Raw genomic sequence first — 21,867 nt, 5'->3', positions numbered from 1 at the left:
CTAACATGGAAAATTTTATTTTTGAGAATTCGACAAAGGCATACTTCGGCAAAGGCTGTGTCAGTCAGTACCTGCCGGACGTTCTGAAACAGTACGGCGAAAATGTGATGCTTGCTTACGGCGGAGGCTCCATTAAACGCAACGGAATTTATGAAGAAATTACGGAAATTTTAAAAGCGGCGGGAAAAACCGTGACGGAGTTTTCCGGCATTATGTCCAACCCGGTTTACACTAAAGTGCTGGAAGGCGCAAAGCTTGCAAAAGAAAAACAGATCGACCTGATCCTGGCCGTGGGCGGTGGATCCGTCATGGACTGCTGCAAAGCAATCTCACTGGCCGCCGTATACGATGGGGACGTCTGGGATGATTTCTGGATGAAAGCCGGAACCGTTTCTGTCTCTCCTGTCCCACTGGGCATCGTCATGACCGTGACCGGTACCGGCAGCGAAATGAACGGCGGCGCCGTCATTACCAACGAAATCATGAAGATTAAAACCGGCCGCGATTATCCGGCGCTGAACGCACAGTTTGCGCTGCTTGATCCGCTGTACACCTACAGCGTGCCGAAGAAACAGATGGTTTCCGGCAGCTTTGATTCCCTGTCCCACATGATGGAAATCTATTTCAGCCTTCCTAATGAGGACAACGTATCCGACGATATCAATGAAGCCCTGATGCGGGGCGTCATCCGCGATCTGCGCAAAGCGATCGCCGATCCGGATGACTACACAGCCCGCAGCAATCTGGTATGGGCCTCTACCATGGCAGAAAACCGCGTGCTGAAATTAGGCAAAAAGACCGACTTCGAGTGCCACCTGATGGAGCATCAGGTCGGCGCGTACACAGACTGCAACCACGGTTGCGGCCTGGCCGTACTGCATCCGCCCTACTACCGTCACATTTATAAGGACGGCCTGCCCAAATTCGTACGCTTCGCCACAAACGTATGGGGCATCGATCCAACAGGAAAAACCGATGAAGAGCTGGCATTGGCGGGGATTGACGCCCTGGCAGATTTTATTAAGGAAATCGGCCTGCCCACCACCCTGTGGGAACTGGGCGTAACAGACAAACAACAGGCGGAAGAAATTGCCGACACCTGCTTCCTCTCCCCCGGCAGCTACCGCAGGCTGACCCGGGAAGACATCCGGGAAATTTTCGCATCGGCGTATTAACAAGACGATGTATTCGTTTCTGTACTGCTGTTGAAATCTTTAAAACATCTCTGCCATTTTCAAAAAAAAAGTAAAAATAACGCTCTGCATGTTTGTGAAACCCGTTTCTGTTTGTTTCACATCACGCAGAGCGTTTTTCAATTTAAGTTGCGTTTACAAATCGTTTTGAAGAAGACAACTTATACAGAACAGTATTTATTTCACCGCTGCCTTTTTGTATTCCTTTTTATCCAGGAAGTCGTACCACTCTACCGTATGCTTTCCTGCCGGGCTCACGGCCAGATGGGCAAAGCTGCTGTCAGGCGCGGCGCCGTGCCAGTGGGTTTCCCCCGGCGGGCAGTAGGCCACATCGCCGGGCCGCATCACCTGAATCTCGCCGTTGCGCATCTGGTGCAGGCCGATTCCGTCAGTTGCGATCAGGATCTGCCCTTCCCCGTGCATATGCCATTTGTTGTAAACGCCTTTGGGGAAGAACACATAGGAATATGCAGGCGCGCCCGCCGCATTCGGTGTTGTTAAAGTCCGACCCAGATACACCGGTTTGTTAAAGTTCGGCGAATTGAATTTTTCTGCGGCAAAGGTGAACCCTTTGGCAGGAACTGCCTTCCGGGGCGCTTCTACCAGTTCCAGATTTGCGTATTCCTCGTCGGAAATCATGCCGGTGCGGGCCTTCAGGCCGGCGGGCGCTTTCCAGTTTTTATCGTAAATCACCAGCTGCTGGAAACGGGAATCTTTTGCCGCCCCGTGCCAGTGGCTGACACCGGCGGGAATCTGTAACACATCGCCTTTGCGGATGATCATAGCAGGCTGCCCGTCAATCTGCAGCAGACCGACGCCATCCAGTCCCACGACCACCATGCCGCCGTGTACATGCCAGGCGCTGCGGCTGCCCGGCTCAAAAGAAATACAATTTGTCTGGGGAACATTGTATGTAGGATCCAGATCAATCAGATCGTTGCGATACACCGTGCCGGCAAACCGGCTGGACACATCCTTGCCCGGCGGATATTTCCAGTTTCCTGTGTCGGCAAACGCAAAGGACGCGATGCTGCACAGACACAATCCCAACGCCGCAATCATTTTTTTGTTCATAAAAATCACCTTTCCACCATGCCGGTTACGACCCAACCATTTATTATTACAGATGTTTTCCGTAGAATTCTTTCAGCTTATTGACTGCCTTGTTCACATACTCCGGCACCCAATAGGTGCGGATATGGCTGGCGCCTTCAATCATGAAAAGTTCTTTGTTCTCCGCGCCGCTTGCCTTGGCAAAAGCATCCTTCGTCATATAGAGGGTGTCTGCCTTTTCTCCTGCGATCATCAGGAGTGGCTGGTTGATGAGATCCATTCTGTCTTCCACATCAAAGGCCATGAGCTTCATGAAGGATTCCGTGGTGTAGCTCCCCGTGGCGTTCGGATGGCGGTGCGTCAGGCCATAGTATTCAATGCCGTCACGGTAGAGGGTGTTTTCGGGAAGCTCTGCCATTTTCGCCCGCAGTTGTTCATCAGTGGAATTGGGGGGCAGGAAGCCCTCATAGACGATTTCCCCCGCCAGTTCTTTATCTCTCGCGGCCGCCGCCCTTTGCATTCTTGCTTGAGCGCCCTTGATATCCGCGTCCAGGAAGCCGTTCCGACGCACTCTGCCGGAGTTGAACATGGAGAGGCTGGCCACCGCCTTGATGCGTTTGTCGGTCTGCGCCGCCGCCAATGTGTAGCCGCCGCCTCCGCAGATACCGAGGGAGCCGATACGAGACTTATCCACTTTCGGGAGCGTAGAGAGATAATCCACCATGCCGCTGATGTCCTTTATGCGGTTCGAGGGATAATCCCTCAGTCTCGGCTCTCCGCCGCTCTCTCCCTGATAGCGGGCATCACAGGCAATGGCGATATAGCCAAGCTCCGCCAACCGCTGGGCATAAAGACCGGCCACCTGCTCCTTGCTGCCTCCGTTGGGATGGGCGACAGTCACGGCAGGATAACGCTTGCTGCTTTTCTCGTCATAATCTGCCGGCAGGTAGAGATTCGCCGCGACCTTGATGCCTTCCACCTTGTACTCCACAGGACGGATATTCACCTTGCCTTTTTCGTTTTGTGTAATAGCGCCGCGGTACACAAGACCAAAGGGGTTTTCAGCCGGTGCTTCCGCTGCAAAAGCCATGGTAGAGAAGCCTAATACGAGCGCCATCAGAGAAGCTGCCATCATTTTTTTCTTAAACATCATGTTTTTCATCCTTTCTTTTTTAAATATAACCGGTCGAAACAGTTCCGGCATCTTCCGCGCAGTGCGGAAACGGTACTGCACGGAATACAACTTATAGAAAAATCCGATTTGGTTTCCGCTTTGCTGATTTGATTGTATTGTTTTCCGTTGAAAAAGTACAATGCCGATTCCGCAATGTGCTATAACAAAAACGCATAGAGAAATCAAACCGTATTTCACTATCCGTTTTGCTTATACTGTTATTCGTTTCTGATATTGTACAAACGAGAAAAGGCAATTTACAATAAAGACAACGCAGAAAAAGCGGAGCACGTTATTTGTAAAATACATCACGGAAACCGCAAGAAAGACGAGGATAATGAACATGAACTATCGCACATTGGGCAACGATTTAACCGTCTCCGCCGTAGGCCTGGGCTGCATGGGTTTTTCGCATGCCTATGGCGCGCCCACCGATGAGGCCGACGCAATTGCAGCGATCCGCGCGGCGGCGGAAGAAGGCTGCACGTTCTTTGATACTGCAGAGTGTTATGTGGGAGAATACGCCGACGGCAGCACCAGTTATAACGAAGAGCTGGTGGGAAAAGCGCTGGCGCCCATCTGCAATGAAGTAAAAATAGCCACCAAGTTCGGCGTGCGCCACGAAAACCGCCAGCTCGTCATGGATTCCCGTCCGGCAACGATCCGCAAATCCATTGACGGAAGTCTGAAACGACTGGGCGTGGATGTAATCGACCTGTATTACCAGCACCGCATCGATCCCAAAATTCCGGCGGAAGAAGTGGCGGGCGCGATGGCCGATTTAATTAAAGAAGGAAAAATACTGCATTGGGGTATTTCCGAAGCAGACGAAACCTATCTGCGTGCAGCCCACGCCGTCTGTCCCGTCACCTGTATCCAGAACCGGTACTCCATGATGGCCCGCTGGCATGAAAGTCTGTTCCCCGTACTGGAAGAATTAACGATAGGTTATGTTGCCTTTTCACCGCTGGCCAACGGTATTCTTTCCGGCGCCTTCAAGGCGGGCGAAACGTTCAGCAAGGAAGACTATCGCAGCGTTATGCCCCAATATGCCGACGAAGCCTTTGCACAGAACCGGGAACTGCTGGCGCTGATTCATACGCTGGCAAAAGAAAAAAGCGCATCCCCCGCCCAGATCTCGCTGGCGTGGATGCTCTGTAAAAAGCCGTATATCGTACCGATACCCGGCTCCCGTAAACTTTCGCGCATAAAAGAAAACCTCGGCGCGGCAGATGTGATTTTAACCGCAGACGAAGTGGCGGCTATAGATACAAAGCTGAATCACATGAAAATGTCCGCTGTCTTCGGCGGATCACCGGTAAAAAAGTAAACGAATAAAAACAAAAGAAACAAAATAAAATAAAGATAAGAATGCTATTGCAATTTAAACAGAAACTATAAATTTGATAATTGATAACAGGAAAGGGTTTTATCATGAAAAAAACTGCTGCACTCCTCGCCATGCTGACACTGTTTTCTACCGGCGCTTTTGCCAATGAAAAACTGACGCTGGAGACCCAGGGACATTTTGCCGCCGGGGGAATTACCATCCAGCGCGAAGGAACCTATGACAACAAAAAGTTTGGCGGCTGGGCCAGTCCCATCGAGCAGGGACAAAGCTATCGCGCCGACCATGCTATTGTCAGTTATCAGATTCCCGCCAGGGCCAAAAACGCGCCGTTGCTTTTTATCCACGGTTACGGCGGGTCCGGCCTTTGTTGGGAAATGACGCCGGACGGACGGGAAGGTTTCTCCACTTTAATGCTGCGCAGGCACTACCCCGCTTTTATCATGGATTTGCCCGGACGGGGGCGCGCCGGTAAAACTTCTGCCACAACGACTCTGACTCCCAAAGCGGACGAGATGCTGTGGTTCGATATCTGGCGGTTGGGCGAATACCCGAATTATCACAGCGACGTGCAGTTCCCTAAAGACGCGGAAACACTGGATCAGTTTTTCCGGGAAATGACGCCGGACGTAAGCGCTCATAATATGAAAACGGATGTAGCATCCATCAGCGCCGCCATTGATAAGACCGTTGCCATGACAGCGAAGAACGGTTCTTCGTCCAAAAACGCAAACGGCGTCGTCCTGGTTACCCATTCCGCAGGCGGTTTCCCCGGCTGGCTTTCCGCCATGGGCAATAAAAATGTAAAAGCAGTGGCTTCCTACGAGCCGGGCGGTTACGTGTTCCCGGAAGGTGAAGTACCGGACCCCATGCCCAGTTTAACCGGCACAGCCTCCGGTGTTCCCGTTCCCATGGAACAGTTCCGGCGGCTGACGGAGATTCCCATCGTCATGTATTTTGGCGATTATATTCCGGAAGAGGTAACCAACAAATTGGGTGGTGAAAACTGGCGCGTCCGTCTGCAGATGGCCCGGAAATTTACGGAAGCCATCAACCGGCACGGCGGCAATGCCACACTGGTGGAACTGCCAAAGCTGGGTATCAAAGGCAACACGCATTTCCTCATGAGCGACCTGAACAACGGGCAGCTGGCTGATTTGTTCGACAAGTGGCTGCGGGAACAAAAGCTGGATAAATAAACCAAAACAATAAAAATGAAAAAAACAATTTTTCTAATCCTCTCTCTGTCCCTGATGCTGATCACCTGCACCGGTTGCGGCGAAAGCAAAAGCAGCGCAAAAAAGGAATCCGCCATGCAAGCAGAAACACCGTTCCATTTGGAAACAAAAGTTGTTGATGTAATAAACGATCCTGCGTTTCGCAGCCACGGCCGGCTGATTTTCCCGGTGGACCGGCACATCAGCCGTGACCTTGCTTTGAAAGACATCGGCGATATTTTGGTTTGGTATAACAATGTCCGACCGGAACGCACTGTGGAAATCGTAAACTATATGAAAACGCAGGCACAAAAGGGCCAGCAGATTTTTTACGACATCTACTCTGACGAAGAAAAACAAAAAGACCCGCGCAAACGCAATACGGGTCTCTTTTTCTTCCGGGGCAGGCCGGGCAATCGGTTTGCCCTGTTAAACGCAGGCGGCGGTTTTTCCTACGTAGGCGCTATGCACGACAGTTTTCCCCATGCGTTGGAATTATCCAGGAAAGATTACAACGCTTTCGCTCTGATTTACCGCCCCGATGCGCAAAAGGCCTGTGAAGATTTGGCCCGGGCCATCGCCTTTATCCATACTCACGCCGGCGAATTGCAGGTTGATCCGTCCAACTATTCCCTCTGGGGCGGTTCCGCCGGCGCCCGCATGGCAGCCTGGCTGGGTTCCCTCGGTACAGAATCCTTCGGTGAAAAGCCCTGCCCCCGTCCGGCAGCTGTGATTATGCAATACACCGGTCTGTCTGAAGTCTACGGCAACGAACCCCCGACCTATAACTGCGTCGGCACCGGCGACTGGATTGCTTCTTCCCACACCATGCAGCGTCGCATACAGGCCATCCGCGCCAACGGCACTGATGCGGAAATCGAAATCTTCCCCGGCCTGCCCCACGGTTTCGGACTGGGGGAAGGCACTGTTGCCGAAGGCTGGATCCATCGCGCTGCCGCCTTCTGGGAAAAGCAGTGTAAGTAACAAAAACGGCCGCAGAATCATCTGCGGCCGTAAGAATAAGATATTTTATTTTGCGTAGCCAATCTCCTTAAGCCATTTTCCCACTTCGGACTTCACCGCTTTCGGATCTTCCTGGGACATACGGCCCGGCAGGCCCAGCCCTTTGTTCAGGACTGTTGCGCCTTTGGCGTGGTCGGTAATGCGGCTTTCCTTGCCGGTCATATAGCTGCCTGCGCTGGTGCAAAACGGAATGATGGTCTTGCCGTTAAAGTCGTTGTTTTCCAAAAAAGTGTATACGGCCATGGGCAGGTCGCTCCACCAGATGGGATAACCTAAAAATACCGTATCGTAGTCTTTCAGATTTCCCGGTTTGCCCACAATTTCCGGACGGACGTTGTCCTGCTTCTCTTTTTTTGCCACGTCCGTAGTTTCCCGATAGGCCTGGGGATACGCTTTCACCGTTTTTATTTCAAATTTATCTGCTCCGGTAATTTCCGCAATGGCATCCGCAACCACCGCTGTATTGCCTTTGGTGATTACACCCACGCCGTACTCTTCACCCGTTCGGGAGAAGTATGCGACTAAAATTTTTTTGCCTCCTGCCGAAGGAGCCGGAGCCGCTTCCGCTTTTTTCGTTTCCGTTGCTGCCGGTTTTGCCGCCGGCTTTTCCGCTTTCTTTTCACCACCGCAACCACCGGCGAACGCAGCTAACAGAAAAACCGCGGTCAGGAAAAATAAAACCCGTTTCATTATAATTACCCCCTCGTTTTTAAACCAGTAATTCAAAACTGTTTTGCAGCCTGTCTGTTGCAAGCTTTACGTACGTTGCTTTCAGCATGCTGCTGCAACGTCATTCATTCCACTTCGATCAGTTCGTATTGGGGATTGCCCATCTTCTGTTTCCGCATGGCGGTGAGCTGATGCAAACCGTGACGGCTGGTGATGCGTTCCACCAGATCCTTCTGGTCGCCTTCCGGTTTGGTGAATACCATGTCACAGCAGGCCTGATCAATGGCCAGAATATCCGTGGAAGCACAGATGCCGATATCCGCAATGGTGGGTTCTTCCGCTGCCACACCTGCGCAGTCGCAGTCTACGGACATGCGGCGCATCACATTGAGGAACACAATGTGTTTGCCGAAATAATCACAGGTCGCCTTAGCGGAATCCGCCATGGTTTCCATAAACTGTTCTTTCATGGGCCATTCTTCAAAATTAGCCGGCATGTCGTCCACTACCAGATGCACTTCCCGTTTGCCGACCTGTCCGGAAGCGCAGCCGATAGCGATATTTTTCATGGAACCGCCAAATCCGCCCATGGCATGTCCTTTAAAATGCGTCAGCACAATCAGGGAATCATAGTCGGTGAGATGACCGCCCATATGCACTTCTTTCAACCGTAAGCCGTTGCGTACCGGCAATGCTACATCGCCTTCTTCATCCAGAATATCCACCGGGCAGAAAGTCCAGCCGTTCACTTTCAGCGTGTCCCGATGCTCTTCCGTGGTATAGCGGTCGCCCGGATACAGTGTATTCGTTTCCACGATGGCGCTGTCAGGAACGGTCGCCTGAAAAGCCTGTACCATATCCCGGGGCAAAATGTTGGGACCGTGCTTTTCTCCGGTGTGCAGCTTAATAGCTACTTTGCCGTAAATATTTTCATTCACTAAATTGTAAAGCTTAATTAAATGTTCCGCGTCAATCGTACGGGTAAAATAAACCTTTGCTTTCGTTCCGGGCGCTCCTGCGTCCACCCGCTTGCTTCCTACAACCGGCGCCTGTTTGAATTCTGTCATGATGGTCTCCTTTCTTACGCCGGACGCTCCTGCGTCCCGCAACCTGCCTTCGTGGCGTGTTTAAAAAAGAATACAAACTTCCATAATATAGTTATAACCTATCTTCGCCAGAATGTACAATGCCTGTTTTGCAGCACTGCTATAACAAAAAAGCATAGCAAAAACAATGGAGCGTTCTGCCGTTTTCTGCTGAATTTATTTTTACTTTTACCCCAGATGCAGCGTTCGTTTTATGAATCCTGCCTCGCCCGCTTCCGCTGACAGGGACTTTTTTGCCCAGGCCGCGACCTCGTCTTCGGCTTCCGCTGCTTCCGCCCCGTGAACGGGAAGGCCTTCCGGCACCACAGCACCGGGCGCTGTCTTTTTGATCTGGTTCACGCTGCCTCCCATGCGGCTGCCTTCGTGGGTACAGAAGGGCACGATTTTTTTGCCGGAAAAATTAAAGTGTTCCAGGAATGTGTACACGCCCATAGGCATGGTGCCCCACCAGCAGGGATAACCTAAAAAGATAACGTCATATTCATCCATGCTTTCCGGATAGGCTTTCAGTTCCGGACGGGCCTTGGCCCTCAATTCTTCTTTTGCCACCTCTGTACATTCGGTGTAATCCACAGGATATTCCTTTACCGTTTCAATTTCAAACAAATCCCCGCCAACAGCCTTTTGAATCATTTCAGCTACGACTTCCGTGTTGCCTTTCGCCAGATTTTTAATGCTGCCGTTCCAGTAATTCTGCCCTTTGCGTGAATAATACGCAATTAAAACTTTTGCCATGATGAATATGCTCCTTTCTCCAGCTCCGCGATCCGTTCTGTTTCGTAAGGATCTGCAGCGCTGATTCATTCGTTTGCAGTTCATACGGACATTTCCTTAACGCCTAATTTTTTACCTGAACTATTACGGTTGCAACGGCCCATAAAAATAGCTCGCAGTCGCCCCACCGTCAATGAGGAAGGTGGAGCCGGTGATAAACGCGCCTGCTTCGCTCATTAAAAGTGCCGCCACGTTTGCCACCTCATCTGCCGTACCGGGTCTGCCTGCCGGGCATTTTGCAAACATATTCTTGTAAAAATCACCCCGGGGTCCGTTAAATTCATCAATCGCCAGCGGTGTTACTATAATACCGGGCGCAATGTCGTTCAGTCTCGCACCCCGTTCGCCCCACTTCACACATTCTGCCATCACGCGCTTTTCGTTGCAACGTTTAGCCATTTGATATGCATGCAATGTGTCTCTAATATGATTCGGCTGTAAAATTTCAAGATTCAGCAGCTCTTCTGTCGGCGTAGTTGCTAGTTGTCTGTCTTCTTCCGGCGTCAGCTGCGGCATACGCCAGCCGGACTGACTGGAAATGGTGACGCCGCACCCACCTTTGGCAATCACTTTGCCCACTTCTTCCAGCAACACCGCCGTTCCGTAGAGGTCAACTTTTAAAATTGCTTCAATGGGAGCCTGAGACGGAGACACGCCTGCCCCGTTTACCATATATTTGATTTCGCCAAATTCCTGCGCCTTTTTGATCGTGGCGATGATGGATTCACGGGAAGACAAATCCATCTCAAAGGGTTCCACATCAAATCCCGCGTCCGTCATTATCTTTGCTATCGTTTCACAGTTCTTCGGATTCTTATCACCCAGCACAATCTTCTTCCCAAAGCCAACCCTGCGGGCAATTGCCATGCTGATTTGTCCCGCGCCGGTTACAATCATTACATCTTTGCTCATAATACCATCCTCCGTTACTTATCCAGGCCTTTTTTCTTCAGCCAGTTAAGCGCCAGCTTCAAGATCTCTGCGTTGTTTTTTTCCTGCATGAGGAAATGGGAATTGCCTTTAATTCCAATCTCTGGCAGATGCACCAGGGTGGCATCGCCGCCGTGGCGATTGATTGCCGCCACGAATTGCTGTGCCATGGCGTATTCTGTACCCCATTTATCCTCACCCACATTTTCCGAACCAATCTTGATATAATCCCCGTAGTAGAGAATAATCGGAATCCTGGTCAGCTTTAGAAAATCTTCCATGGGTACGCCCATAGCCGAAGCGGACAGCGCTTTAAAACGCGCTTCAGTAATTTTCGGCATTTCCGTTTCCGGGAAAATAAAGGGAGTTCCACCCGGTTCATACGCAATAATGCCTTTAACTTTATCTGAACGGATGGCCGTACGCCAGCCGATGGTGCCGCCCATGGAGTGTGTAACCAGTACCGCCCCGTCTTTCTGCTGATCCGCTAATTTCGCAAGTACATCGGCATTCAGGTCGTTATCCAAAGGACCTGAACCGATGGTCCAGCTCTGCTGGAAGGCCTGATAATTCTTTTCCCCTGCCGGGAACTGGGCATTGGGCACAGGATTGCCCGCTTCATCGTAATGGCCGACGCGGGAAAGAACATACAGGGTCTTATCACCGTACATGGGATTACTGGCCCAGGGTGTATCCGGCGTTACGGCTTCTGTTGAAAGATTGGATTCACCGCTGCGGGGCTGGTCCACCAGATACACCGAGTAACCGGCGCGGACAAACATGGTATTAAATCCTTCCCGCCCATCCGGACCGGATTCCCAAGTTCGTTTTGACTGGGCTCCTCCATGCTGGAAAACCAGCGGCATTCTTTTTGCTTTTACCGGCTTCTGATATTCCACATAGGCAAAGTCCCCGTACGCCCGCTGTCCATCTTCCGCAATGAAATTTTCCTGTGAAAATGTGCCCGGATGCTGTTTATAAGTGCCGCCCACGGTGAAAGAGCCCTGTTCCGCAATGGTAAGCGGTTTTTGAACAGCTGCCTCTGCAGACATTACAGGAAGCATATACATACCAATGGATAATGTCAGGCCCAAAGCGAGGGACTTCCAAATCTTTTTTCGTGTTGTTTTCATCTTTTCGTTCTCTCCTGTTATCTCAGAACGCGCCGGTTTTAATGTGCGGAACATAAGGCGCTTCCAATGCTTTGATTTCTTCTTCGTCCAGTTTAATATCGAGAGCGGATACCGCTTCTACAACGTGCTGCACACAGGTTGTTCCCACGATCGGCGCAGTAATGTAAGGTTTAGACAACATCCACGCCAGTGCTTCCTGGGCCATGGTGCGACCGTGGGCTTTCGCAACTTTTTCCAGATTGTCCACCACCACTTTATCTACATCATTTGTAGCATTCCATACCATAGGGGAAACCTCATCAATCTTGTTCCGTCCCGTCTCCGTTCCCCAGGGATGTGCGCAGCGACCGCCGGCCAGCGGGCTCCAGGGAACCACCGCCATCTTCCGGTCCTGACACAGGGGCATAATTTCCCGTTCTTCTTCCCGGTAAATCAAATTGTATTGGGGTTGAAGGGAAACAAATTTCGTCCAATGATTGCGCTCCGCAATACACTGCAGGCGTTCCAGCTGCCAGGCAAAAATGGTAGATGCGCCGATGTACCTCGCCTTGCCACTCTTTACTACGTCGTGCAGCGCTTCCATGATTTCTTCCATGGGTGTGTTGGGATCCAGACGGTGGATCTGATACACATCCACATAATCCATGCCCAGACGTTCCAGGCTGTGGTCGATTTCTGTCATGATATTTTTACGGGACAGGCCGCCACCGTTAGGACGGCCCGAACGCATTTCAAAATTGACTTTCGTGGCCACTACGATTTCGTCCCGGTTCAAACCGAATTCTTTAATATAACGTCCGGTGATTTCTTCGCTGGAACCCATTTGATAAACATTGGCTGTATCGAAATAGTTGATACCCAGATCAATTGCTTTTTTGAAAATATCCTTGCCTTCTTCATAGTCTTTTGCCCAGGGGAAAACGCCGTTTTCTTTTCCGGGTTTGCCAAAGCTCATCATACCCAGACAAATACGGGAAACATCCATACCCGTGTTACCGAATTTTACATACTGCATTGTGTGTGCCTCCTTTTGAGCATTCTTAAATCAGATTTTTCGTCGACCGGCTGATGCCGCCTTCTTTTTCTCTATACCGATTATAAAAGACGGATATACAAAAAGTCCAATTGTATTATTTTATTATTGATAGAAATTTTCTATTAGATTATAATAAGGGAAAAGCCTGCAGGCCCGAATAGTTCCGACCACAATCGGTTTCCGTACCTTACTTCCGTAATACAGGAAAATGGACAATGCACCAATGGAGGAATATTATGAACAGCAAACAAATTGACTGCATCCTGATGCTGGCGCAGACGCTGAATTTCAACCGGGCTGCCGAAAATCTTTATATTACGCAGCCGACTCTGACCTACCACATTAAAACCGCGGAAGAGGAAATCGGCTTCCCGATTTTCCACCGTTCCGGGAAAGGCGCCGCTCTCACCCCGGCGGGACAACAATTCTGTCTGGTTTTGGGAAATCTGCGGGATGAATTAAAACGCGCCATTGAGCAGGGGCAGAATAACAGCCGCCGGTATCACTCCAACCTGACCGTCGGCCTGCCCATGCGTTCCGCTATTTATTTCCTGCCTCAGGCGATTGAAGAATTTGAGCACACCCATGAAGGCGTTTCCGTTACGCCGGAATTTATCCCCCTCCACAGTTTCGACAGGTTTCTACGGGGCGAGCAGGATATGGTCTTTGCCAGAGAGGAAGACATGAAACGCATCCCCGACATAAAAATTCATCCGCTGTTCAAAAGCAAAATTTATCTCATCAGCGAAACGACGGATCCGCTGGCGCAAAAAGACAAAATCGTGATTGACGATTTGGCAGGACGCACGCTGATGGTGGGCGGCGGTTCCCAGCCGGAACTGCGCGCTGTACAACAGCGGGTGCTGCAGAAACTTCATCTTGCCCACTTTAACAGCAATGACCACGACACCACGCTCACCAATGTGGCATCCCATAAAGGTATCTGCCTGGCGCCCGGTTTTCTCAATGACCACAACGGGGAATTTGCCTGGACGCGTTTCGACTGCAAAGAAACTATTTCCTGCGTCCTTTGCACCCACGCCAGCGACAGACGGGAGCTTGTATCCGATTTTATCCGGATATTGCAACGTTACTACAAAACGCGTCCGGATTTCCCGGTATGAATGCTGATTCCTCAGCATTCGCTTCAATATCCACTTCAATTTAATAACTTTCAGAATACAGTAAGGCCGCCGCTCCAAATCAGGAACGACGGCCTTGTACTTTTAATCCACGGAAACCATACGGTAATGACGTTTCCCAATATTTATCTTTTCTGCAAACTCCAGTACGTTGACGCTGTGGTGCTTTTCCCACGCAGCTCTTGTGGCATCGTCCTTAGCCGCACCGAATTCAAAATCCACACAGGCCTGGTCCAACGCTACCGGGTCAGCGGAGGCAAGAATGCCGACGCTTTTACGGTCTTGCACATTCACGCATTTGTCTTCCGCTTTAAAGGCATCCAGCACATTGATAAACACCCAGCGCCCTTTCTTATAGTCCATCGCCGCTTTGGCCGCGTCCGCGAAGCACTGAGCCGTGGTGTCGTCATCGGCCCACTGATAGGTTTTGTCGTTTTTGCCCGCGCTGTGGATCAGCGCTTTTCCGGAAAGGGAACCGAGGGACAAAGATATATTTTTGATATTACCGCCTAACTGGGCAATGTAATGGGTCTTAAAACGGTGTACCGCCACGAAGGTATCGTAGTTCTGAATATGGGATCCGGTACGGGTATATTTCAGGTGATACCCGTTCTGCACCGGCATGTCAACATCCCCGTCCGCATCCAGCACATCCACCGGCCCGACTTTGGTAAAGCCGTGCTTTTCCGCCATGGCGTAATTTCCTTTCGCCGTATTGCGGGGCGCGGTGAAGCCGTTGGTATCCACAAATGTGCCCTGCGTTTCCTTCATCAGTTCCGCCATCAGTATCGGATCCAGATACTGTTCCCCTTCGGCTCCAAAAGAGACCTTGATGGCGACTTTTCCTTTCTTTTCCTGCCCCAGGGCTTTGTACACTTTCATCAGGCCGCCGGCTGAAATGTCTTTGGTAAAATAGACAATAGGCGCGCTCTTATCTTCCGTCAGAAAGCGCAGCGGTTTATGGTTGACTTCCGGTTTGATATAATTCACAGCCGCAACCGTGGCAGCCGGTTTCACATCTTTTGCCTCTGCGGTCTTCTTTTCTCCGCCGCAGCCGGTTAAAGCCAGTGTAAATGTAATGGCAGTCAGTGCGATCGCAAGTTTTTTTAACATAGGATCCTCCGTTATTACGAATGCCCGTAAAGCCGTGCCAAAGGCGAACTTCAGGCACAGCCCGACGGGCATTACATATTTCGCTTGATTATTTCAGTTTTTTGTATTCCGCATCCGTTACCGGTTCGCACCATTCGTTGCTGGTTTCTTCGCCGGCTACTTCAATGGCCAGATGGGACATCCAGGAGTCTGCCGCGGCGCCATGCCAGTGCTTCACATTGGCAGGAATGTTGACCACGGTTCCGGGCAGCAGTTTCACCGCCGGTTTTCCGTATTCCTGATACCAGCCCTGGCCGCCTACGCAAATCAGCATCTGGCCGCCGCCGGATTTGGCGTGATGGATATGCCAGTTGTTGCGGCAGCCCGGCTCAAAGGTCACGTTATACATGGCAACCTGCTGCGTGGAAACCGGGTACAGATAACTTTGTCCGATAAAATACTTTGCATACGCCGTGTTCGGTTCGCCAATGGGGAACATGATCTCCTGCTGGAACTTTTCTTTGTCTGTCACAGCCGCTGCCGCAGCCGCCGGTTCCGCATACACTTCCTTCGCCATGTTGAACGCGGCCCAGGCTTTCGGCCAACCGGTGTAGAATCCCAGCTGGGTAATGATTTCTGCCATCTCCGCTTTGGTAACCCCGTTATTCTTCGCCGACTGGATATGATACTTCAGCGAACTGTCAATGACGCCGCTGCCTACCAGTCCGGAAACAGTTACGATACTGCGGTCGTGTAACGAAAGCACATCGTTCTTCGACCACACCTCGCCAAATAAAATATCGTCATTGTAACGGGCAAAGTCCGGGGCAAAATCCCCCAACCTGTCCCTGCCTGCCGTTTGCACAATTTTCTTTGCAACTCTCTGATTCGGATTTGTCATTGCTGCTGCCTCCACATAATTTAAACTCACTGACATAAGGATCGACGCACCTGCAAAGGCCGCCAACACTTTTTTCCAACTGTTTTTCATGAATATGCACGCTCCCCTCAAAGCTTGGTATTGCATTTTTATTATAAGTAATACGCGTGTATGAAACAAATACCTGTTATTAATTGCGGGAAATGCTTTTCAGGCATGAATGGAAACTCTGCCGGATCATTTCATCTCTTTCCACCAGGGGACGAAGTGTTCCGTGTTCTCCCCGATGACCGCCGCCTCCCCGATGCGGGGCGTCAGCAATTTGTAGGATTTATTTTTGCTTTCTTCTGCCAGCCAGATATAGGGTTCATCCCAGGGATGGCGGGCTAACGAAAACTTGCCTCCGTGACAGGGCAGCACCGTTTTTGCTTTTAAATCTTCCCCTGCCTGCGCGGTTTCCTTCGGGTTCATGTGAATCTTCGGCCAGTCTTTGTTATACTGTCCGTTTTCCAATATAGCAAGGTCAAAACCGCCAAAAGTATTGCCGAACTCTTTAAACTCTTTGGTGTAACCGCCGTCTCCGCTGTAAAACACCTTGCGCTGGGGCGTAATGAAGGCAAAGGCACAGGCTTCCGACTGGTTCGCGTTCAGGAAACGCCCGGTAAAATGCTGGGCCGGCAGGATGTGAACGGTAAGCTGCTCCGAAAGTTTAACCGGCGTGTACCAGTCTTCTTCCGTGATTTTATCCAGGTCAAATCCCCAATACTCAAAATGTTCCCCGATGCCCAGAGGCACCACAATCTTTTTAATTTTCGGTTTCAAGGCCATCAGGGTGGGATAATCCAGATGATCCCAGTGGTCATGGGAAATCACCAGCAGGTCGATATCGGGGATGTCCTCCGCCGTGTAGACGTTGCTTCCGGCAAAGACTTTATTGATGAACGGCAGCGGCGAGGCCCATTCACTGAAGACCGGATCGATCAGAATCCTGTTGCCGCCCAGCTGCAGGTAAAACGTGGAATGCCCCATCCAGACTACTGTGTCCTGTTGCAGATCGAGTTGGCGCAGATCCGTTTTCCGGGACACCATGGGTTCCGCGGGAATCAGCCGCTCCGGCGTTTTGCCAAACAAAAAACGCATCGTCGCCTGAAACTGGCTGGTTTCCACCGGCTTCTCCACCGGGACAATCGACCAGAAGCGCCCGTTATAATAATGGGGCGACTGCTGGATACGGGCCAGCCGTTTGCCTGTAGGCGTCCGCCCGAATTCCGGGCGCTGACTGTAAAAATATACGCCGGCTGCAATGATCAGCACTAATGCCAGTATAACTTTCAAAATAATTTTCATGGTTTTTGCTTCATTTTCACGAATTACGTTTAGTCCTCACGGTTGGGATCGTCCGGGGCTTTCTTTCCCGTTTCCTTTTCGTAATCATCTAAATTGATTGCGCTTTCCGAACCGGTGGCCAGCGCTTTGTTATAGTACCAGTCTTTGAAATCCAGTTCTTCCAGATAATACTGCAGTTGTTCGATCTGATCCAACACAAACTGACGCTGCGCCTTGATGATTTCATAGCGCGCCTGCAGGGTTTCGTCGCCTTTGGAAGTCAGTTCCACATAATTGCGGATACGCTTGATGGGCATGCCCGTGTTTTTCAGGCAGGTCAGAAGACCCATCAGCCGCAGGTCCATGTCTTCAAAGACGCGGATGCCGTTTTTGCGTTTGATGTTAGGCAGCAGCCCTTCTTTGTCGTAAAAACGGATGGTGGACGGCGGCAGTCCGGTTTTTTCGGCAGCTTCGGAAATAGTGTAAGACAAGATGCACAGCTCCTTTTGTTGATATATAAGAGAAAGGCTCGACAGCAATTGGTTTTTATATATGGCATTTGTTAACTATATGTTATTTATTAAAGTTCACTTTAAGTCAAGGTTGAAAACGAAAATTCATAGTTAATTCACATTTTAAAATCGTTTCCACGGGAACTGTAAATCGGACAAATCCATTTAAAAAACGAAAACCGCCGGCGTATTAGTACACCGATGGTTATGACAGAGACTGTGAAACTGTATTACAGGCGGTCAGAAGAACTCCGGCGCCCTGCCGCTCTGCCCGGTTTATCTCAGCAGCGCCGCGCCCATCTCAAAGGCTTTTTTGCATTCCTGTGGGAACACCGTTTCGTGACGCGCTTTTTTGGCTTCCGGGTCAAATAGTGTCCAGGGCCAGTCCAGCTTGCTGTAATCTTTCAATTGCAGCGTGTCACCGCTGACAAGGATCTCCGTCGGACCTACCAGAAGGTTCAGGGTCTTGCGGTAATTTTCCAGCAACTGGGTATAATACGTATCCGGCGCGTTGCTGGTCATGATCAGCAGCACGGGGATCATGTGGGCATTGCAGCAATAGTTTTCCTTGTTATACGTAAGGTTCTGGAAAGTCAGACGCTCATACAGGGAACGGAATACTGCGGTCATTTCTGAAAGATACACCGGCGAACCGATGATCAGCCCGTCTGCTTCCCGGATCGCGTCCAGCACCGGAGTCAATCCGTCACGGCAAATACAATGTCCTTTAAACTTTTCCTTTTTGCAGCCGAAACAGGAAATACAGCCGGTGAATTTTTCCAGCCGGTACAAATCAAACTTCTGAATCTCTGCGCCGGCCGACTCCGCGCCTTTCGCCGCTTCCGTCACCAGCGTGTCCGTATTCCACCCTTTACGCGGGCTGGCGTTTACTGCTACGATTTTTTTGCTCATGGATTTCGCCTCCGGTAACTGAACTATGATTATTATAGCAGATATTAGCGGATTATAGAAACAATTCCGGTTCCAGCCGTGTGTTTTTAAACATATCAATAAAACCTTTCATAAATTCTGTCACCTCCGGACCGGTGACAGAGATGGCGTGCATCGGGCATCGGTTTATGCAGCCGTAGCAGCCAATGCAGGCATCAATGTCAAATGTTTTGTTTTCTATGTCAATCGTATCCACCGGACAGTTCCGGACACAGGTTTTACATTTGATGCAGTCATCTGATATTTTTTTAGCTCTGAACTCTTTTGGGAAACAGTAGGGTTCTTTATTCTTCTCACGGAAAGCGATAGTCTGGTTTGCCCACTCTGACGAAGACCAGTGGGTAACCGGCTGCTTGTGAAGGGTATAGTCTCCTACCAGGATTTTTTCATAAGCCTTGCGCCCAAAATCCGCCATGATTGCTTCGTCCTTTGCGTCCGGCCGGCCGACACCTACTTCCGGCGCCATGGAATGCCGCGACACAAAAGCGCCTAACGCGCAAACCCGGAAACCCCTGCTTTCCGCCCGTTCTTTCATTTCCGTAAGAGCCACGCCGTAATACGCGTTACCAAAGGAAACTACGCCGATAAACGGCGTTTCGTTTCCCTGCAGGCAACCAACAGGGAAATCGCGTAATCGTTAGTCCTGTATCGGAACGATGTCTGACCCGCTGTGTTTTTTAATACGTTCTTATAAAAAGTCCGGTTTTCCTGTAATGGAGTACAGACGGCCATCAAAAACTGATGCCATGTCACAATGCCGCTGGTTTCAGCAAACAGCGCCTCCACTTTCCGGTTGTAAATCCAGGCCAGCAGCTGGTATTTGTCCTGAAAATGATTATAAAACGTGGTTGCCGTCAGCCCGCAGTTCTGTACAATCTCTTTTATCGAAATTTTATCAACCGATTTGGTTTTGGCCAGCTCCATCATGGAAGCCGCCAATACTTCCTTCGTTGTCTGTCGAATAATCATGCCCGTACCTTCTTTTATAAAAATACGTTGTTTTAATTATAACAAAACAGTCGCAGAAAAATCTACGACTGTTCCTGTATTATTTCTTTCAGATGTTTTCGGACATTCTAAACCAGCATTTCTTCTTTTTGGACAGCGCGGCCCGGTTCGAGAACCAGGAACTGATCGTCCCACCTTCCGCTAAACAGTTTTTCCAGAAGATGGGTGCCGGCCTCTACGTATTCCATCTTCGCGCCAAGCCAGTCCGCATCCTTTTTTACAACAGCCGCGTATTCCGGCCGGCGGCACTGATTGATGCCCGTGTCCATAACGGATATGGTGTTATATAAATCCATCCATTCCTTATGCCGCTTTTTCGCTGTCTCCTCATCTACATTGTATGTTTTTACCAATCTTTCAAAAATGGCTTTAAAGGATTCCGTAGAAGGATCCATAGCCCGCACATAAAGATGACCGGGCGTTTTCAGGTTGCTGACAGGATCATCCTTAGTCTGCAGCAAAAGCGATACGCAGTCATCCACCCGCGGAATGACAAGACGGTAACGGGACTGCACCAGATTCCAGGAACCACCGCAAAATCCCATGCAGACCAGAACCGTGTCAATCCCCTCCGGCATCCGTTCCAGTTCCGCTTTGATATGTTCCTGCATTTCAGCGGGGTCTCTGTGATAAATCCGGTTGAGATATCTGACCCGCATTTTTGTTCCCACGCTGGCCTGTGCCGCTTCCACATATTCCGTAAGTGAACTGCAGGCCAATATGATTGTCTTATCCTGATTCATGATTGTTTTGTCCAGATTCATCGTATCGCCTCACAAATATAATTTTTGTTTATTATAACAAAACAGCTGCAGAAAAACCACAGCTGTCAAAGTTACTACGAGTTTTAATTATTATTTCACAATCCTTGTGTCGCAGGGCTGTCCATATGATATAATTGATTGAAAGACAAAATAATAAAAAGGTGGAATCAAAATGAGCAGCAAAAATATGAAACGGGCTTTCATGCTCCTGTTAGCAGCCGCAGCGCTGATGGCATTTCCATCTGTTTCACACATGTTTGGCATGGGAAAACCGACTGAAAAGATTACTTCTTTTGAGATTGTCACACTTCGTCTGATGGGTATGCGATTCACCACTGAGTACGAAATTGTGATGAAAGACAAGGACGCCGAAGTTGTTGAATACGCGATACGATATGAAAAAAACGAGGATAAGCGCATTCCTCAGAGACAAACGGTGTGCAGCGCTGACAGGATACTGAAACTGTTGAACGACTGCGAACTGGTTTCCTGGGACGGTTTCCACGGCAAGCACCCGAAAAACGTTAATGACGGAATCATGTTCTCCCTCAATGCCACCGTCAACGGCGACAGGAAAATACGGGCGGAAGGCTCGGAGAATTTCCCGAAACATTTCAGGGAACTGAGAGAAGGGCTGCACGCCATCCTCAGTCAAAAGGATTAATTCCGCAGTTTGCCAGGTAATGTGTACAGTTTTTATTATTGCATCGGCGGTCATACAGACCGCCGTTTTTTGTTTTTAGAAGAACTTTTTTGCCTGCGCCGAAAACCACAGCCGATTTATCAGAGCACACGCCGCTTTATTATAACTTCCCGCCAAGATTTTCCAGGGAATCGATTACGATCAGGCAGTCGGGCTGCACATGTTTCATCACGAAACGCATCTTATCCTTGGGAACGGCGACGCAGCCGCCGGTAAACGGTTTATTGGGACCGAAGCAGTGCATGAAGAGCGCCGAGCCAAGACCGGGCGTATGCAGCCTGTTATAGTTTATGTTCAGGCAGTACTGGTAATGCTCCGTGTAATCTATGATATGCTCGCTGTCCTCTTTGTTCAGATCCGGATACTTGCGGATATCCACCATGCGGTCATACTGCATGCCGGGGCGCTGATCCCCCGACCAGTACATATTGTTGTCGACTTTTGTGTAGGGTATGGCGCAGCCAGGGTCCGACGCTATGCCAAAAGCCCTGTTAAGCCGGAAAGTTCCCACTGGAGATTTGGCATCGCCTTCTTTTTCCTTTCCCAATCCTGCCTTGCCTATAAACCCGGGCGTCGTCATGATCTGATGCCAGTTGCCCTTGTTATCTTTCCGGTGCATGGATACCCAGGCAGTGGTCTGGCCTACGCCGCCAACCACTATAAGCTGCTCCGTCTTTGCGGCGGCAGGCAGCGCCGAAACCCATGCGGGCGACAACATCTCTTTGGCAGATCCGGCTTCTCCCGCAACGGGCAGAAGCATCAGTACAGTCAGCGCCGCTACACCAAATGCATGTATCCGTTTCATGTTTCAGTTACCTCCTTCAAAAAACACT

The 21,867-nt window shown here is 50.2% G+C and carries 23 protein-coding genes; 6 read left to right on the top strand and 17 right to left on the bottom strand.

Features of this window, described 5'->3' with window-relative positions:
• Positions 1-5 precede the first annotated feature (5 nt).
• The gene (locus BM159_RS03830; protein WP_093912945.1) at positions 6-1,175 is read left to right on the top strand and encodes an iron-containing alcohol dehydrogenase; all 1,170 of its coding nucleotides are present in this window, start codon (positions 6-8) and stop codon (positions 1,173-1,175) included.
• 195 nt (positions 1,176-1,370) lie between these two features.
• Here the strand turns inward: BM159_RS03830 and BM159_RS03825 are convergent, their stop codons facing one another.
• Together BM159_RS03825 and BM159_RS03820 are read right to left on the bottom strand one after the other, a co-directional pair.
• The gene (locus BM159_RS03825) at positions 1,371-2,267 is read right to left on the bottom strand and encodes a cupin domain-containing protein (RefSeq protein ID WP_093912944.1); all 897 of its coding nucleotides are present in this window, start codon (positions 2,265-2,267) and stop codon (positions 1,371-1,373) included.
• A 46-nt stretch (positions 2,268-2,313) separates the two neighbouring features.
• Positions 2,314-3,396, bottom strand: coding sequence for an alpha/beta hydrolase (locus BM159_RS03820; RefSeq protein WP_093913049.1), 1,083 nt, complete (start codon positions 3,394-3,396; stop codon positions 2,314-2,316).
• Between the two features lie 367 nt (positions 3,397-3,763).
• Between BM159_RS03820 and BM159_RS03815 the strand changes: the two genes are divergently transcribed.
• The 3 genes from BM159_RS03815 (at position 3,764) to BM159_RS03805 (ending at position 6,969) form a co-directional block, all read left to right on the top strand.
• Positions 3,764-4,750 (top strand): aldo/keto reductase, encoded by a 987-nt coding sequence (locus BM159_RS03815; protein ID WP_093913048.1) that lies wholly within the window; start codon positions 3,764-3,766, stop codon positions 4,748-4,750.
• 104 nt (positions 4,751-4,854) lie between these two features.
• Positions 4,855-5,967 (top strand): alpha/beta hydrolase, encoded by a 1,113-nt coding sequence (locus BM159_RS03810; protein ID WP_093912943.1) that lies wholly within the window; start codon positions 4,855-4,857, stop codon positions 5,965-5,967.
• A gap of 15 nt (positions 5,968-5,982) precedes the next feature.
• A complete protein-coding gene (locus BM159_RS03805) occupies positions 5,983-6,969 on the top strand; it encodes an alpha/beta hydrolase (RefSeq protein WP_093912942.1) in 987 nt (328 codons plus the stop codon).
• 45 nt (positions 6,970-7,014) lie between these two features.
• On the opposite strand, the gene BM159_RS03800 is transcribed toward BM159_RS03805, so the two are convergent.
• The 6 genes from BM159_RS03800 to BM159_RS03775 form a co-directional block, all read right to left on the bottom strand.
• The gene (locus BM159_RS03800; protein WP_093912941.1) at positions 7,015-7,698 is read right to left on the bottom strand and encodes a flavodoxin; all 684 of its coding nucleotides are present in this window, start codon (positions 7,696-7,698) and stop codon (positions 7,015-7,017) included.
• A gap of 104 nt (positions 7,699-7,802) precedes the next feature.
• Positions 7,803-8,744: a DUF362 domain-containing protein gene (locus BM159_RS03795; RefSeq protein WP_093912940.1), complete on the bottom strand. Its 942-nt coding sequence runs from the start codon at positions 8,742-8,744 to the stop codon at positions 7,803-7,805.
• Positions 8,745-8,951: 207 nt separating this feature from the next.
• Positions 8,952-9,518 carry a flavodoxin gene (locus BM159_RS03790; RefSeq protein ID WP_093912939.1) on the bottom strand — a complete coding sequence of 189 codons (567 nt, stop codon included), beginning with the start codon at positions 9,516-9,518 and terminating at the stop codon, positions 8,952-8,954.
• Positions 9,519-9,641: 123 nt separating this feature from the next.
• Positions 9,642-10,469: an SDR family oxidoreductase gene (locus BM159_RS03785; RefSeq protein WP_093912938.1), complete on the bottom strand. Its 828-nt coding sequence runs from the start codon at positions 10,467-10,469 to the stop codon at positions 9,642-9,644.
• A 14-nt stretch (positions 10,470-10,483) separates the two neighbouring features.
• Positions 10,484-11,557: an alpha/beta hydrolase gene (locus BM159_RS03780; protein WP_177205908.1), complete on the bottom strand. Its 1,074-nt coding sequence runs from the start codon at positions 11,555-11,557 to the stop codon at positions 10,484-10,486.
• Between the two features lie 85 nt (positions 11,558-11,642).
• Complete coding sequence (locus BM159_RS03775; RefSeq protein ID WP_093912937.1) at positions 11,643-12,635, bottom strand: aldo/keto reductase; 993 nt, start codon at positions 12,633-12,635, stop codon at positions 11,643-11,645.
• 257 nt (positions 12,636-12,892) lie between these two features.
• On the opposite strand from BM159_RS03775, the gene BM159_RS03770 reads away from it, so the two are divergent.
• The gene (locus tag BM159_RS03770; protein WP_093912936.1) at positions 12,893-13,780 is read left to right on the top strand and encodes a LysR family transcriptional regulator; all 888 of its coding nucleotides are present in this window, start codon (positions 12,893-12,895) and stop codon (positions 13,778-13,780) included.
• Between the two features lie 102 nt (positions 13,781-13,882).
• Here the strand turns inward: BM159_RS03770 and BM159_RS03765 are convergent, their stop codons facing one another.
• The 8 genes from BM159_RS03765 to BM159_RS03730 form a co-directional block, all read right to left on the bottom strand.
• Positions 13,883-14,911 (bottom strand): DUF362 domain-containing protein, encoded by a 1,029-nt coding sequence (locus BM159_RS03765; protein ID WP_177205899.1) that lies wholly within the window; start codon positions 14,909-14,911, stop codon positions 13,883-13,885.
• 88 nt (positions 14,912-14,999) lie between these two features.
• Positions 15,000-15,791, bottom strand: a complete 792-nt coding sequence (locus tag BM159_RS03760; protein WP_218149491.1) for a carboxymuconolactone decarboxylase family protein — start codon at positions 15,789-15,791, stop codon at positions 15,000-15,002.
• A 216-nt stretch (positions 15,792-16,007) separates the two neighbouring features.
• Positions 16,008-17,117, bottom strand: coding sequence for an MBL fold metallo-hydrolase (locus BM159_RS03755; RefSeq protein WP_218149490.1), 1,110 nt, complete (start codon positions 17,115-17,117; stop codon positions 16,008-16,010).
• A 29-nt stretch (positions 17,118-17,146) separates the two neighbouring features.
• Positions 17,147-17,587 (bottom strand): MerR family transcriptional regulator, encoded by a 441-nt coding sequence (locus BM159_RS03750; RefSeq protein ID WP_093912933.1) that lies wholly within the window; start codon positions 17,585-17,587, stop codon positions 17,147-17,149.
• A 297-nt stretch (positions 17,588-17,884) separates the two neighbouring features.
• Entirely contained in the window at positions 17,885-18,520 is a 636-nt protein-coding gene (locus BM159_RS03745; RefSeq protein WP_093912932.1) for a flavodoxin family protein, read from the bottom strand.
• 52 nt (positions 18,521-18,572) lie between these two features.
• Entirely contained in the window at positions 18,573-19,094 is a 522-nt protein-coding gene (locus BM159_RS03740; protein WP_093912931.1) for a DUF362 domain-containing protein, read from the bottom strand.
• Positions 19,095-19,135: 41 nt separating this feature from the next.
• Positions 19,136-19,528 (bottom strand): TetR family transcriptional regulator, encoded by a 393-nt coding sequence (locus BM159_RS03735; RefSeq protein WP_093912930.1) that lies wholly within the window; start codon positions 19,526-19,528, stop codon positions 19,136-19,138.
• 107 nt (positions 19,529-19,635) lie between these two features.
• The gene (locus BM159_RS03730; protein WP_093912929.1) at positions 19,636-20,331 is read right to left on the bottom strand and encodes a DUF1638 domain-containing protein; all 696 of its coding nucleotides are present in this window, start codon (positions 20,329-20,331) and stop codon (positions 19,636-19,638) included.
• Between the two features lie 172 nt (positions 20,332-20,503).
• Between BM159_RS03730 and BM159_RS03725 the strand changes: the two genes are divergently transcribed.
• Positions 20,504-20,995 carry a hypothetical protein gene (locus BM159_RS03725; protein ID WP_093912928.1) on the top strand — a complete coding sequence of 164 codons (492 nt, stop codon included), beginning with the start codon at positions 20,504-20,506 and terminating at the stop codon, positions 20,993-20,995.
• 139 nt (positions 20,996-21,134) lie between these two features.
• Here BM159_RS03725 and BM159_RS03720 read toward each other — a convergent pair whose 3' ends face one another.
• A complete protein-coding gene (locus tag BM159_RS03720) occupies positions 21,135-21,839 on the bottom strand; it encodes a L,D-transpeptidase family protein (RefSeq protein ID WP_093912927.1) in 705 nt (234 codons plus the stop codon).
• Between the last annotated feature and the right edge of the window lie 28 nt (positions 21,840-21,867).

Source organism: Succiniclasticum ruminis DSM 9236 (genome assembly GCF_900112895.1).
Lineage (GTDB): Bacteria > Bacillota > Negativicutes > Acidaminococcales > Acidaminococcaceae > Succiniclasticum > Succiniclasticum ruminis.
This window is presented reverse-complemented; position numbering and strand designations above follow the sequence as displayed.